The 14,200-nt window shown below is 73.7% G+C and carries 10 protein-coding genes; 8 read left to right on the top strand and 2 right to left on the bottom strand.

What is annotated here, in order from left to right:
- Nucleotides 1–94: 94 nt before the first annotated feature.
- Together AB0B63_RS23520 and AB0B63_RS23515 are read right to left on the bottom strand one after the other, a co-directional pair.
- Nucleotides 95–2,356, bottom strand: a complete 2,262-nt coding sequence (locus tag AB0B63_RS23520) for a cytochrome P450 (RefSeq protein ID WP_357022190.1) — start codon at nucleotides 2,354–2,356, stop codon at nucleotides 95–97.
- A 142-nt stretch (nucleotides 2,357–2,498) separates the two neighbouring features.
- Complete coding sequence (locus AB0B63_RS23515; protein ID WP_357022188.1) at nucleotides 2,499–3,581, bottom strand: NAD(P)-dependent alcohol dehydrogenase; 1,083 nt, start codon at nucleotides 3,579–3,581, stop codon at nucleotides 2,499–2,501.
- Nucleotides 3,582–3,654: 73 nt separating this feature from the next.
- Between AB0B63_RS23515 and AB0B63_RS23510 the strand changes: the two genes are divergently transcribed.
- The 8 genes from AB0B63_RS23510 to AB0B63_RS23475 all read left to right on the top strand — a co-directional run bounded on the left by AB0B63_RS23510 (nucleotide 3,655) and on the right by AB0B63_RS23475 (nucleotide 14,080).
- On the top strand, nucleotides 3,655–5,124 hold the full coding sequence (locus tag AB0B63_RS23510; RefSeq protein WP_357022185.1) for an aldehyde dehydrogenase family protein: 1,470 nt from the start codon (nucleotides 3,655–3,657) through the stop codon (nucleotides 5,122–5,124).
- The gene (locus AB0B63_RS23505; RefSeq protein WP_357022182.1) at nucleotides 5,121–6,437 is read left to right on the top strand and encodes a helix-turn-helix domain-containing protein; all 1,317 of its coding nucleotides are present in this window, start codon (nucleotides 5,121–5,123) and stop codon (nucleotides 6,435–6,437) included. The genes AB0B63_RS23510 and AB0B63_RS23505 overlap by 4 nt, the downstream gene beginning before the upstream one ends.
- A 173-nt stretch (nucleotides 6,438–6,610) precedes the next feature.
- On the top strand, nucleotides 6,611–7,633 hold the full coding sequence (locus AB0B63_RS23500; RefSeq protein WP_208570021.1) for a zinc-binding dehydrogenase: 1,023 nt from the start codon (nucleotides 6,611–6,613) through the stop codon (nucleotides 7,631–7,633).
- Complete coding sequence (locus tag AB0B63_RS23495; RefSeq protein ID WP_357022179.1) at nucleotides 7,630–9,105, top strand: amidohydrolase family protein; 1,476 nt, start codon at nucleotides 7,630–7,632, stop codon at nucleotides 9,103–9,105. Before AB0B63_RS23500 ends, AB0B63_RS23495 begins: the two co-directional genes overlap by 4 nt.
- Entirely contained in the window at nucleotides 9,102–10,181 is a 1,080-nt protein-coding gene (locus tag AB0B63_RS23490) for a BMP family ABC transporter substrate-binding protein (protein ID WP_244253319.1), read from the top strand. Before AB0B63_RS23495 ends, AB0B63_RS23490 begins: the two co-directional genes overlap by 4 nt.
- Before the next feature lie 37 nt (nucleotides 10,182–10,218).
- Entirely contained in the window at nucleotides 10,219–11,811 is a 1,593-nt protein-coding gene (locus AB0B63_RS23485; RefSeq protein WP_357022175.1) for an ABC transporter ATP-binding protein, read from the top strand.
- Nucleotides 11,811–13,169 (top strand): ABC transporter permease, encoded by a 1,359-nt coding sequence (locus AB0B63_RS23480; RefSeq protein WP_357022172.1) that lies wholly within the window; start codon nucleotides 11,811–11,813, stop codon nucleotides 13,167–13,169. The genes AB0B63_RS23485 and AB0B63_RS23480 overlap by 1 nt, the downstream gene beginning before the upstream one ends.
- Nucleotides 13,166–14,080, top strand: coding sequence for an ABC transporter permease (locus AB0B63_RS23475; RefSeq protein WP_357022169.1), 915 nt, complete (start codon nucleotides 13,166–13,168; stop codon nucleotides 14,078–14,080). The genes AB0B63_RS23480 and AB0B63_RS23475 overlap by 4 nt, the downstream gene beginning before the upstream one ends.
- Nucleotides 14,081–14,200: the final 120 nt, after the last annotated feature.

Raw genomic sequence — 14,200 nt, 5'->3', positions numbered from 1 at the left:
TCCGGCCGCGCCACTGGTGCGGCCGGGCCGTCCAGCCCGGAGGTGGACGCCTGGACGGCCGACCCCGGGACCGGGCCGGCCGTCCAGGCAGGACCTACAGGTCCAGCACCAACCGCTCCGAGTGGCACCGCCCGACGCAGATCATCAGGCTCCGGCCGGCCGCGCGCTCCTCGTCGGTGAGCAGCGAGTCGCGGTGCTCCGGCGTACCGGCGAGCACCCGGGTCTCACACGCGCCGCAGTAGCCCTTCTCGCAGTCGTAGGTCAGGCCCGGCACGACCTCGCGCAGCACGTCGATCATCCGGCGGTCCCTCGGCACCCGCAGGGTCGCCCCGGTCCGCGCCAGGTGCACCTCGAACTCGGTGTTCGCCGCCGGGTCGAAGGCGACCTCGAGGTCGTCACCGGCGGTGAACCGCTCGACGTGCAACTGCCCCGACCGGTCCGTCTCGGCGCAGACCCGCTCCACCGCGTCGATCATGCCGGTCGGTCCGCAGCAGTAGACGGCGGTGTCCGGCCCGGTGGCGTCGAGCAGCGCCCGTAGGTCGGGCAGGCCGGCCTCGTCCTGTGGCAGCAGGGTCACCCGGTCCCCGGCCAGCGCCGTCACCTCGTCGACGAAGGCCATCGAGGCGCGGGTACGCCCGCCGTACACCAGGTGGAACGGCACGCCCCGGCGGTCGGCCTCGCGGGCCATCGCCAGGATCGGGGTGATCCCGATGCCCCCGGCGAGGAAGAGGTATGCGGGGGCGTCGACGAGCGGGAAGTGGTTGCGTGGGCCGCGTACCGAGAGGGCGACGCCCGCTCGGGCCAGCGTGTGCAGCTCCACCGAACCGCCCCGGCCGGCGGGCTCGCGCAGGGCGGCGATCCGGTAGTGCCGGGTGTCGGCCGGGTCGCCGCACAGCGAGTACTGCCGGACCCGCCCGGACGGCAGCCGCACCTCCAGGTGCGCGCCCGGCGCCCAGGGCGGCAGTTCCGCGCCGGTCGGGTCGGCCAGGCGTACCTCCAGCACCTCGTCGGTGGCGGTGGCGGTGGCCGCCATGACCAGTTCCCGGTCGCCGGTCAGGCTGGCGGTGGGCCGGGTCCCCGCCGCGTCGGCGTCGCGGCGGGGACCCGGGGTGAAGACGGCCGGGATCGCGTCCCAACCGCTCTGGTTGCCCCGGGTGGGGTAGGCGACGAGGCCCTCCTCCACCACCCGGAAGTCGGGCAGCCGGGTGAGTACCTGCGTGATCATCTCGCGGAACATCAGCCGGGCCAGGTGGGCACCGGCGCAGCGGTGGCTGCCGATGCCGAAGCTCAGGTGCCGGGCGGCGTCGCGGTCCAACCGGAGCTGCTCGGGCTCGGGGAAGACGACTGGGTCGTGGTTCGCCGCGACCCAGGGGATCAGCACCCGCTCACCGGCGGCGACCGGGCAGCCGCCGACCTCGGTGTCGGTGCGGACGGTACGGGCCATCGACTGGGACGGGGCGAACACCCGCAGGAACTCGTCGGTGGCGGTGAGCAGCAGGTCGGGGGACTCGATCAGGCGTTGCCGGTCGTCGGGGTGCCGGCTCAGGTGCACCAGGGTGGAGCCGGTCAGCGAGGTGGTGGTGTCCACCCCACCCGCGATCAGCAGCCCGATGACCGAGACCAGCTCGTCGGCGGCGAACAGCTCCCCGTCGGGGCGGCGCTGGGCGGCCAGGTAGCTCACCGCGTCGCCGGTCGGCACGGCCCGCCGCTCGACGATCAGCTCGCGGATGCGCTGGTCGAGGTAGGCCAGGCCGGCGGCCCCGCGTACGGCGCGTTCGCTGCCGGGCAGCGCGGCGAAGATGTCGTGGATCGGGCCGGCGAGCTTGGCCCAGTCGGATTCGGGGAAGCCCAGCCAGTCGAGGGTGACGGCGGCCGGCAGCGGGTTGGTCAGGTCGCGGACGAAGTCCACCGACCCCTCGGCGATGAAGGCGTCCACCACGCGGGTGGTGTGCCGGGCGACCATCGGGGCCAGCTCGGCGACCGCGTCCTGGGTGAGCAGCGGGTTGATCAGGTCGCGGTAGCCGGTCGCGGCGGGCGGGTCCAGCTCGATCGGGTACTGCTCCAGGCCGGGGCCCCGGGGGATGACGATGGCGGTGCCGTCACCCCCGGCGGTGGCGCGGGCGGAGGAGAAGGTGTCGTCGTCGCGGGCGATCCGGACCACGTCGGCGTACCGGGTGGTGTAGACGAAGCCGCCGTGCGCGTCGGTCCGGCCCACCGGGCAGGTCTGCCGGAACTCCCGGTAGTAGCCCACCGGGTCGGTGTTGCACTCGGCCGAGTGGTGGTCGAAGGGCGCGACGGGCCGGTCTGCGGTCGCGGTCTGCGCGGCGGCCGGGGCGGTGCGCTGCTGTTCGGTCATCGGGACGTGCTCCACAGGTGCGGGACGCTGCGCGGTGTTGCCCAGCCGCGCCACTGGGTGTGGGTCTGACGCCAAGGGTAATGTCGCTCACATAGCGAGACAACGTTTCACGATAAGATGCAGAACCGTCGATGTCGACCGGTCAGAGGGTCAGTACGGCCTTGCCGACCTCGCCGGACCGCAGCGCCGCCACCGCCTCGTTGATCTGCGTGAAGGGGAACCGGGTGATCAGGCGGTCCACCGGGAAGTTGCCGGCGGCGTGCAGGTCCAGCAGCTTGGGCAGGAACACCTGCGGGAGGCTGCTGCCGCCGATGATGCCGGTGATGCTGCGGCCGTTGAGCACGCTGCGCCACTCGAAGCTCATCTGCTCGCTCGGGCCGATCCCGACCACGCCGCAGCGGCCGAGCGGGCCGAGCGACTCGACGGCCAGCCGCAGCACGTCCTCCCGGCCGGTGGTGTCGATCGCGACGTCGAAGCCGTGCGGGGCGATCGCGGTCAGCAGCTCGCGGGGGTCGCCGTCGGTGGAGTTCACCCCGTGGGTCGCGCCGAGCAGTCGGGCCGTGTCGAGCTTGCCGGCGTTGACGTCGACCGCCGCGACGACCGCGCAACCGGCCACCCGGGCGGCCAGGATCGCCGCGACGCCGACGGCGCCCGCGCCGAAGACGACGAGCGAGGAGCCGACCTCCGGGCGCAGCACGTTGAGCACCGCGCCGGCCCCGGTGCCGAAACCGCAGCCGAACGGGCCGACCACGCCCAGGTCGATCTCCTTGCTGATCGGCACCACCGCGCGGGCCGGGGCGACGACGTGGGTGGCGAACGACGACTGGCCCAGGAAGTGGCCGTTGACCGGTTGCCCGTTGCGGGAGAGTGCCGAGCTGCCGTCGGGTCGCCGGCCGGTGAAGTTGACCGCGTCGAACTGGCGGCAGTAGGCGGGGTTTCCGCCCCGGCACAGCGGGCAGTCGCCGCAGGAGGTGAAGCTCATCGCGACGTGGTCACCCGGCGAGACGCCGGTGACCCGCGCGCCGACCTGCTCGACCACTCCGCTGCCCTCGTGGCCGAGCACCGCCGGGGTGGGGAAGAAGTTGGCGAACTCCAGGTCGGTGGCGCAGATCCCCACGCTGTGCACCCGGACCAGCACCTCGTCCGGCCCGGGGTCGGCGAGGTCGATCTGCTGGAGGGTGAACGGCCCTCCGGCGTTCTCCAGCACCGCCGCTGTGATCCGCACGCGCCCTCCCTAGTGACTCACAAAGCGAGATTGCATCTTGACATGCGAAACGTAGAGGGTCAAGGATTCGCACATGGCTGACCTGGACATTCCCACCGCCCGCCAGCTCATCGACGGCGACTGGACCGCCGCCGCCGACGGCGGTGAGCTACCGGTGCTCGATCCCGCCACCCGGGAGACCATCCAGTCGGTGGCCCGCGCCCGCGCGGTCGACGTCGACCACGCCGTCGCCGCCGCCCGGCGGGCCGCCCCCGGCTGGGCGGCCACCTCGCCCAGCGAGCGCGGCGCGATCCTCTCGCGCTGGGCCGCGCTGATCGGCGAGCACGTCGAGGAACTCGCCGCGTACGAGTCGCGTGACGTGGGCAAACCCCGCTCCGGCGGGCGGCTCAACATGTACATCACCCAGGGCATCGTCGACTACTTCGCCGGGGCCGCGGACAAGCTCACCGGCGTCACCCTGCCCACCCGTACGCCCGACTACTTCGGCTACACCCGGCCGGAGCCGTACGGCGTTTGCGCGGTGATCATCCCGTGGAACGTGCCGGCCGTGCTCACCGCCGCCAACGTGGCCCCCGCGCTCGCCGCCGGCAACACGGTGGTGCTGAAGCCGTCCGAGGTCGCGCCGCTGTCGCCGTTCGCGCTGGCCGAGCTGGGCCGTCGGGCCGGGCTGCCGCCGGGCGTGCTCAACGTGGTCACCGGGCTCGGCCCCGAGGCCGGGGTCGCGCTCACCGGGCACCCCGACATCGACCACATCAGCTTCGTCGGCTCGACGGTGACCGGCCGGGCCGTCATGCGGGCCGCCGCGCAGCACCTGGTGCCGGTCAAGCTGGAGCTGGGCGGCAAGTCCCCGAACGTGGTCTTCGCCGACGCCGACCTGGACGTGGCGATCCCGGCGATCATCGCCTCGATCACCGAGAACGCCGGGCAGAACTGCTACGCCGGCTCCCGGCTGCTGGTCGAGGAGTCGATCCGGGCCGAGGTGGTCGAGCGGGTCGCCGCCGGCATGAAGGCCGTCCGGACCGGCCCCTGGGACCAGGACCTGGACATGGGCCCGCTGGTCAGCCAGGCCCAGTACGAGCGGGTCCGGGGTTTCCTGGCCGAGGCCCCGGCCGCCGGGGCCCGGCTGGTCGTCGGCGGCGAGCCGGCCACCGCCGCGTTCGACGACGGCTGGTACGTCGCCCCCACCGTCTTCGACCAGGTCGACTCGGACATGCGGCTGGTCCGCGAGGAGGTCTTCGGCCCGGTGCTGGCGGTGCAGGGCTTCCGGGGCGTCGACGAGGCGGTGGCGCTGATGAACGGCACCGAATTCGGCCTGCTGGCCTGCATCTGGACCAGTGACGTGTCCCGGGCGCTGCGGGTGGCCGGGCTGGTCCGCTCCGGGCAGGTCGCGGTCAACCAGTTCCACGACGCCGGGGTGATCGGCTTCCCGTTCAACATGCAGAAGGAGAGCGGCTTCAGCCGGGGCGGCGGCTACGCGGCGCTGCGCGAGTACACCCAGGAGAAGGCCGTCGCGGTCCGGCTGCTCGACCGACCGTCGGCGTGAGCCGATCGGGTGAGCTGGCGGCGGCCCGCCCCCGGTTGGCCGTCGCCGCCGCGCCGTCGCCGGCCGCGTTCGCCCAGTGGCTCGCCGAACTCGCGTTCGGTGGCGCCGGCTGGCCGGAGCTGCTGGCCGCGGTGGCGGAGCGGACCGGCGTGGCCTGCCGGCTGGTGGCCGAATCGGGGGAGCTGCTCGCCGCCAGCGACGGCGCGGACGGCCCCCGTTGTGCCGCCGCGCCGGACGACGTGCGCCGCGCCCTGGTCACCGGCCGGGCCGGAACGGGGGTGCCGACCCTGGTCCGCTGCGTCGACGGGTGGACCGGTCGGGCGGTGGCGGTGGGTGCGGGGTCCCGCCGGCTCGGCGCGCTGCTGCTGGCCGAGCCGGTCGCGGCCGGGCAACTGGCGCTGGCGGGGGCCGCGACCACCGCACTGTTGATCGAGGCGGTCCGGCACGAGTCGCCGCCGCCTGCCGTCCGGGATGCCGCGACGGTGCTGCGGGCCCTGCGTGACGGTCTCGGCGACCCCACCGGGTCGCCAGCCGGACCCGCCGGGGGCGTTGCCGGGCTGCTCCGGGCGGGCGGGGCCGGCTTGCCGCAGGCGGGTGAGACCGGGCCGCCCCCTGCCGGCGGGGCCGGGCCACTGCGGCCCGGGGAGGCCGAGCTGCTGCGGGCGGGTGCGGCGCACGGCTGGCGGTTGGACCAGCCGCACGCTGTCGCCGGGATCGCCTACACCGGGGCGCAGCAGCGCCGCTGGGCGTCGGCGCTGAGCTGGCTGGACCGGCCGGTGCTGGCCGAGGGGCGGCGGGCCTGGACCCTGCTGCACGGTGACGTGGAGCGCGAGGTGACCCGGCTGCGGGTCCGGTTGGACCAGATCGTGGGGGCCGGGCAGGTGCGGGTGGTGGCCGGTGCGCTGGTGACCGGGCCGGCCCGGACGGCGGCCTCGTTCCGGGACGCGGACCGGCTGCTGCGGCTGCTGCTGCGCGCCCCGGACGAGTGCGTCGAGCTGCCGTTCGGGCAGGCGGGGCTGGCGCAGGTGCTGTTGGCCGTGCCGGACGAGCGGTTGCGCTGGTTCGTGCACCGGCACCTGGGGCCGATCGCGCACCGCGACGACCTGCTGCGCACCCTGGACTGCTGGTTGGCGACCGGGGGCAGCCGGCAGGCGGTCAGCGAACGGTTGCACCTGCACCGCAACTCGGTGGGTTACCGGGTCGGTCTGATCAAGCGGCTGTTGGGGGTCGACCCGCTCGATCCGCAGACGGTCGCGGTGCTGCGTACGGCGTTGGCCGCGCGGGAGTTGCTGGCCGCGTCCGAGGCCGGTTGATCCCCTGGTGGGTGGCCTGTGAACGGCCTGGACGACCTGCTTCGTTAACCGTTCCGCCTCTTTTGCGGCAAGCCGTTGACACGCCGCCGCGCCGCAGGCAGAGTACGTCTCCAAGCAACGAGAATCACAATGCAAGACGCCATATTGACTGGTAGACCATGGGGGAGGTTGCGATGCGGGCGATGGTCCAGACCGGTTTCGGGGGTCCCGAGGTGCTGAGCCTGCGGCACCTGCCCGACCCCGAGCCGGGCGCGGGCGACGTGGTCGTCCGGGTGCACACCGCCGCCCTCAACCGCCTCGACCTGCTCCAGCGGCGCACCGCCCTGCTCCCCGGCTTCGCCCTGCCCCACGTCGGCGGCATGGACGTAGCCGGGCAGGTCGACGCCGTCGGACCGCAGGTCACCACGGTACGCCCCGGCGACCGGGTGCTGATCGACCCGACCATCGGCTGCGGAGCCTGCGCCACCTGCAAGAACGGCCAACCGGGCTACTGCCCGACACTGGCCGTGGTCGGTGGCAACCGCCCCGGCGGCTTCGCCGAGTACGTCACCGTCCCGGCCACCGTCGTGCACCGGGTGCCCGCCCACGTCGACCTCGCCGACGCCGCCGCGCTGCCCACCGCGTGGAGCCTCGGCTGGCACGCCGTGCACCGCGTCGGTGAGGTCCGCGCCGGGGAGTGGGTGCTGGTGCAGGCCGCCACGAGCGCGGTCAGCATCGCCGCCATCCAACTCGCCCGCCGGGCCGGCGCCCGGGTGCTCGCCGTGGCGCGTACCGAGGCCAAGCGGGCCGTCGCCGCGGACCTCGGCGCGGACGTGCTCGACCTCGACGAGCACACCGTGGAGCGGGTGCTCGAGCACACCGACGGTCACGGCGTCGACCTGGCCGTCGATCACGTCGGCACCGCCACCTGGGCCACCTCGCTGGCCAGCCTGCGCACCGGCGGGCGGATCGTGCTGCTCGGCAACACCACAGGCGACCAGGTCAGCTTCTCCCTCTCCGACGTCTACCGGCGCGGGCTGCGGCTGCTCGGGGCCGGGGCGTACAGCCCGGCGGACTTCGCCGACATGCTCGACGCCTACTTCACCGGTGGCCTGCGGGTGGTCCGGGGCGCGGAATACCCGCTCGACGAACTGACCGAGGCGTACGCCCGGCAGGAGTCCGGCGACCTCATCGGCAAGATCCTCGTCCGGCCATGACCACCACCCCGACGGCGGGCACCGCCGACCTCCGCCCGGCCGACCTGCTGATCGTCGACGCCGAGATCGTCACCATGGCGGCCGACCGGGCGGTCGTGCCCGGTGGCACGATCGCCGTGGTCGACGGCCGGATCGCCGCGATCGGCCCGGCGGCGACGCTGCGGGCGGCGTACCCGGGCAGTCCCGAACTCGACGCCACCGGCTGTGTGGTCGTCCCCGGCCTGGTCAACGCCCACCAGCACACCACCGCCGACCCGCTGGTGCGCAGCAGCATCCCCGACGACGTCCCGGCCCAGCAGGCGATCTTCGACTGGATCGTGCCGCTGCACAGCGCGGTCACCGGCGACGACGACGAGTTGTCGGCCACCCTCACCGCCGTCGAGTCGCTCAGCTACGGGGTCACCACCCTGCTGGAGCCCGGCACGGTGGCGCACCCGCTGCGGGTCGCCGCCGGGCTGCGTACCGCCGGCATCCGGGCCCGGGTCGGCGGCTGGGGCTGGGACGCCCCCGACGTGCCCTATGCCCGGCCGGCCGGCGACACCCTCGCCGTGCAGGCCGACACCGTCGCCGCCCTGGCCGGCGACCCGCTGGTCACCGGCTGGATCACACTGGTCGGACACGACCTGGTCAGCGACGCGCTGTTCACCGGCGCGGCGGAGCTGGCCGACCGGCTCGACGTGGGCATGACCTGGCACCTGTCGCCCGGCCCCGAGGACGCCGCCGCCTACGCTGCCGCCGGCCGGGCCCGGCCGGTGCGGCACCTGGCCGACCTCGGCGTGCTGGGCCCCCGGCTGCTGCTCGGCCACGCGGTGTGGCTCGACGACGCCGAGGTCGACGCGCTCGTCGAGACCGGCACCGCCGTCGCCTCCTGCCCGGGGGCCTACCTGCGGCTCGGCCAGGGTTTCACCCGGGCCGGCCGGCACACCGCGCTGCACCGGGCCGGCGGCCGGCTCGCGCTGGGCTGCGACTCGCACAACGCCGGGGACACCCCGGACCTGTGGCGGGCCGCCCGACTCTTCGCCGGCCTGGAGCGGGACCGGGGCGTTCCCGACCCGCTGCGCGCCGACGAGGTCTTCGCCCTGGCCACCGTCGACGGCGCCGCCGCCGTCGGGCTGGGGACGCAGACCGGCTCCATCGAGGTCGGCAAGGCCGCCGACCTGGTGCTGCTCGACACCCGGACCATCCCCTGGACCCCGCGCGGTGACCTGCCCACCCAGCTCGTCTGGGGTGCGGCCGGGCACACCGTCCGGGACGTTCTGGTCGACGGCCGGCTGGTGGTCCGCGACCGGCGGATCACCACCGTCGACGTCGACGCCCTGCGCGAGGAGGCCGCCCAGCGTCGGGCCGCCCTGCTGCGCCGGGTCGGCATCGACATCCCCCCTCGCTGGCCCAGCGTGCCAGCGACCGAGTTCTCCGCGCGCCGGTCCGTGCCGGGCCGTGCGCCGACCCCACGTGAAGGGAAAGCACCATGACAATGAGGATTGGTCGGGGTCCGGCGGCGCTGCTCGCCGGGGCGCTGGGATTCGCCCTGGTCGGTTGCGCGAGCAACGACGCGACCGCGCCGTCGGCGGGAGGGTCGGCCAGCAGCGGTACGGCCCCCGCCGGGCAGCCCGACGCCAACGGTGACGGCAAGGTCGTCATCGGCGTGCTCAGCCCCGGTGACATCAACGACAACGGCTACTACGAGAGCTTCGTGATCGGTGCCGAGAAGTTCGCCACCGAGAAGGGCTGGCAGGTCATCAAGCGCGGCAACGTGCCGCCGACCGAGGCGCTCAGCGCCGCCCGCGCGCTGTGTCAGCAGGGCGTGGATATGGTGGCGCTCGGGGCCTCCGAGCTCAAGGACGCCATCCCGGCCTCCGAGGAGCCGGTCTGCGCCAAGACCTCCTGGTACGTGCCGTCGTCGGAGAACATCCCGCAGACGCCGCGGGTGACGCTGTCCAGCGACGACCCCAACCAGAGCATGCTCGCCGCCGGGTACGCCACCGGCCTGGTCATGCAGGCCAAGAACGCCACCAAGGCCGGCTTCGTCACCGGCATGGAGGCCGACTTCTCGGTCAACGCCGCCAAGGCGTACAAGGCGGGCATCCGGATGGTGGTGCCGAACGCGACCCTGGTGACCACCTACACCGGTGACTTCAACGACTCGGCGAAGGCCCGGGAGGCCGTCCAGGCGCAGATCAGCCAGGGCGTCAAGGTCGTCTACCCGTACCTGGGCGGGGCCACCGACGCCGCCGCCAAGCTGGCCAACACCGGCGGCGCGCTCACCCTGACCCCCGGCACCGATCGGTGCGACTCGACCGACCCGCGCTTCGACATCTCGGTCATCTTCGACCCGGGTGCGTACTTCGCCGCCGCGCTGGAGCTGTTCGCCAAGGGTGAGATGACCCTCGGCACCACCAAGAAGTGGGAGCTGGGCAAGGACCCGTACCCGGCCGTCAAGATCTGCAAGCCGACCCCGGAGCAGACCCAGAAGATGGACGCCTTCGTCGCCGACGTGGCCAGCGGCAAGACCGACACCGCCGCGACGGTCGCCAAGCTCGGCTCCTGATTCCCGCTGCCCGACGACCAACGAGGTGAAACGGACTGTGGACGTTGACGACCAGCTGACGCCGGCTCTCACCCTGCGCGGAGTCAGCAAGCGTTACGGTCCGGTCGTCGCCTGCGACGCCGTGGATCTCGCCGTACGACCCGGCGAGATCCACGGCCTGCTCGGCGAGAACGGGGCCGGAAAGTCGACCCTGATGAAGATCCTGCTCGGGTTGGTGCACCGCGACGCCGGCACCATCACGCGCGGCACCGAACCGGTCGAGATCGACAGTCCGCAGGTCGCCGCCGACCTCGGGCTGGGCATGGTGCACCAGCACTTCAGCCTGATCGAGCCGCTCACCGTCTGGGAGAACGTCATCCTCGGCGACACCGGGCGGATCGACCGGGCGGCGGCCTGCGCCCAGGTCGAGGAGGTGTCCCGCCGGTACGGGCTGCCCATCGACCCGAACGTGCGGGTCGACCGGCTCTCCGCCGGGGAACGGCAACGCGTCGAACTGATCAAGTGCCTGCGCCGTGACCCGTCCATCCTGATCCTGGACGAGCCGACCTCGGTGCTCACCCAGGCCGAGTCGGCGGAGCTGTTCACCGTGCTGCGCCGGGTGGTGCAGGCGGAACGGCGGGCGGTCATCCTGATCAGCCACAAGCTCGCCGAGATCATGGCGGCCACCGACCGGGTGACCGTGCTGCGGCGCGGCGCGGTGGCGTTCCACGGCGCGACGAAGGACACCACCGCCCAGCAACTCGCCAGGCAGATGGTCGGCCGGGAGGTGTCGTTGCAGTCCGAGAGCGCGGCGCTGGGCCTGCTGCCGGTCGAGCGCCCCGCGCCGGTCGGCGAGGCCGACGGGGCGGTGGTGCCCCCGACGGCCCCCGGCCCGGCCGCGCAGGACGAGCCCGCGGCGTTGCGGCTGCGGGAGGTCACCATGCTCATCGGCGGCCTGCCGGTGCTGGACAAGCTCAGCCTGGAGGTCGCCCCCGGCGAGATCGTCGGCCTGTACGGGGTCGAGGGCAACGGCCAGGCCACCGTCGGTGAGCTGCTGGCCGGGCTGCTCGTCCCCGACTCCGGCACCGTCGAGATCGACGGCCGGCCGGTCGACCTGGTCCGCCCCGGCGCGCTGCACCACGCCGGCCTCGGCATCGTGCCCGAGGACCGGCACCACTCCGGTGTGGTGCTGGACATGAGCGTCGCCGAGAACCTGGTGATGAAGTCCCTCGCCGGGGTCACCTCACGCGGGGTGCTCAGCCGGCGCAGGATGCACCGGATCGCCCAGCGGCAGATGACCGAGTTCAACATCGTCGCGCCCTCCCCGGACACCCCGCTGCGCAGCCTCTCCGGCGGCAACCAGCAGCGGGTGGTGCTGGCCCGGGAGCTGTCCGCCGGCCCGAAGGCGCTGGTCGCCGCCCAACCCACCCACGGGCTGGACGTCGGCGCGATCGAAGACATGTACGTGCGGCTGCGGCAGGCCGCCGCGGAAGGGGTGGCGGTGTTGCTGATCTCCACAGAGTTGGAGGAGGTGATGGCCCTGGCCAACCGGATCGCGGTGATCTCCTCCGGCCGGATCGTCGGGGTGCTCCCCACCGCCGAGGCCACCGCCGAGCGGCTCGGCATGCTGGTCGGCGGGGTGAGTCACTGATGGCCACCCTCGGTATCGACGGCACCGGCCAGCGGCTGCTGCGCCGGCTCAACCCCGGCCCCGGCGGCTGGCAGGTCGGCCTCGCCACGGTCGCCACGATCGGCGTCGCGCTCGGCCTGTCCGCCCTGCTGATCGCGGTCACCGGCGGCTCGCCGACCGCCTCGACCAAGGCCCTCTACCAGGGCAGCATGGCCTCCCCGGCGGCCTGGTCCACCTCCCTGCTCTATGTCGCGCCGCTGCTGCTGGTCGCGGTCGGGGCCTGCGTCAGCGCCCGCTCCGGCTTCTTCAACATCGGCCAGGAGGGGCAGGTGCTGATCGGCGCGCTCGCCGGCGCGTGGGTCGGCCTGCGGCTGGCCGTACCCGGACCGCTGCTGCTGGTCCTGGTGCTGCTCGCCTCGGTGGTCGGTGCCGGGATCTGGGCCGGGCTCAGCGCGTTGATGTACCGGTTCCGGGGCGTCAACGTCGTGGTGAGCACGATGCTGATGACGTTCCTCGCCCAGCAGCTCATCTCGTTCGCGGTGAACACCCCGTGGCTGCTCCAGGAGTCCCGGCTGGGCCGGGGAACGCTCTCCCCGCAGTCCAACCCCGTGCCGGAGAACGCCCGGCTCACCTCCCTCGGCGAATACCCGAACCTCCAGCTCAACGGGGGTCTGGTGCTGGCCGTCGTGGTGGCGGTCGTGCTGGCCCTGGTGATGGCGCGTACCCGCTGGGGTTTCCGGTTGAAGATGGTCGGCCTCAACCCGGCCACGGCCCGGCACGCCGGTGTGCGGGTCGGTGCCCTCGGCGGCATGGCGCTGGCGATCTCCGGGGCGCTGGCCGGTCTGGCCGGCGCGCTGCTGCTGACCAGCCCGGTCGGCACCAACCGGTTGCAGCCCGGGATGTCGCTCAACATCGGCTGGGACGGCCTGCTGGTCGCCCTGGTCGCCCGGAACAACCCGCTGCTGGCCATCCCGGTGGCCGTGCTGTTCGGCGTACTCCGGGCCGGCGGCAGCTTCCTGGCCGCCACCGGTGTGCCGTCGTTCCTGGTCGACGTGGTCAAAGCGCTGCTGGTGCTGGCCTTCGTCGCACCCCCGGTGGTGATCGGCATGCTGCGCCGACGCCGCCTGGCCGACGAGCCGGCGACCCCCACGGCCGCCGCCACCCCGACGGCTCCGCCGGCCACGTCCACCCCGCCGGCCGCCGCCGCGTCGACCGGCCCGGCCGACACGTCGGCCCCGGTTGCCGGGTCCGCCCAGGCGGCACCGGACACCTCGACGGCCCCGGTGCCCGGCCCCCGGAGCACCGCGCCGGAACCGGCGGACCCCGGCGACGCCGGGACCGCCGGCACCAAGGACGCCATGGAAGGCAGGTTGGCATGAGCGCCGCCGACAACATCGCCACCATCCTCTCCAGCGGGGCCCGGCTCACCGTGCCCCTGGCCTTCGCCGCCTGCGGGGAGTACGTCGCCCAGCGCGCCGGCACCCTGAACATCTCCGTCGAGGCGATGATGCTCGGCGCGGCGTTCGGGTCGATCGCGGTCGCCAGCGCCACCGGCAGCGCCACCATCGGCCTGGTGGCCGGTGCGCTGGTGGGGGTGGCGGTGGCGTTCGTGCACGGCATCCTGTCGCACCGGGTGCAGATCAACACGTTCGTCGTCGGCCTGGTGCTCAACGCCCTGGTGCTCGGCCTGACCAGCTATCTGATCACGGTGAGCACCTTCACCGGTCACCAGGTCTGGCAGGTGAACGTCCCCGTGCTGCGGGACATCCCGATCGTCGGCCCGATGCTGTTCGTGCAACGCTGGCCGGTCTATCTGCTGCTGGTGGTGATCCCGCTGACCTGGTGGCTGGTGGAACGCAGCCGGTGGGGGCTGGAGTTGCGGGCGGTGGGGGAGAACCCACAGGCCGCCGACGTGAGCGGGATCGAGGTCAACCGGCGACGGCGGCAGGCGCTGCTGTGGTGCGGGCTGCTCGCCGGGCTCGGCGGGGCCTACCTGGCCGTCGGTGAGGTCGGCTCGTTCAACCAGAACATGACCGCCGGCCGGGGCTACCTGGTCATCGCGGCGGTCATCTTCGGGGCGTGGCGGTTGGGCCGTACCCTGATCGGCTGTGTCGTCTTCGGCCTGGCCGACGCGATGCGGCTGGCGCTGCCGGCGCTCGGGGTGACCATGAACTCGCAGCTGCTGATCGCCGCGCCCTACCTGCTCGCCCTGCTGGCGATGCTGGTGTTCGCCACCACCCACCGCGAACCCCGGGCGCTGGCCCAACCGTTCCAACGCGGCACCACCTGACGGGGGATTCCCCGACTCCGGTCCGCCCACACGGCGCAGCGGCCACCCTCCTCCGGTGGCGGTCGCTGCGCCGTGTGGGTTTGCGGGTCGGCATCCGCCCGCCGTGGTGGTCGTATCTCG

The sequence above is a fragment of the Micromonospora sp. NPDC049081 genome (genome assembly GCF_040648835.1).
Lineage (GTDB): Bacteria > Actinomycetota > Actinomycetes > Mycobacteriales > Micromonosporaceae > Micromonospora > Micromonospora antibiotica.
The sequence above is the reverse complement of the archived record's forward strand: the minus strand, read 5'-3'. Positions and strand labels throughout refer to the sequence as shown.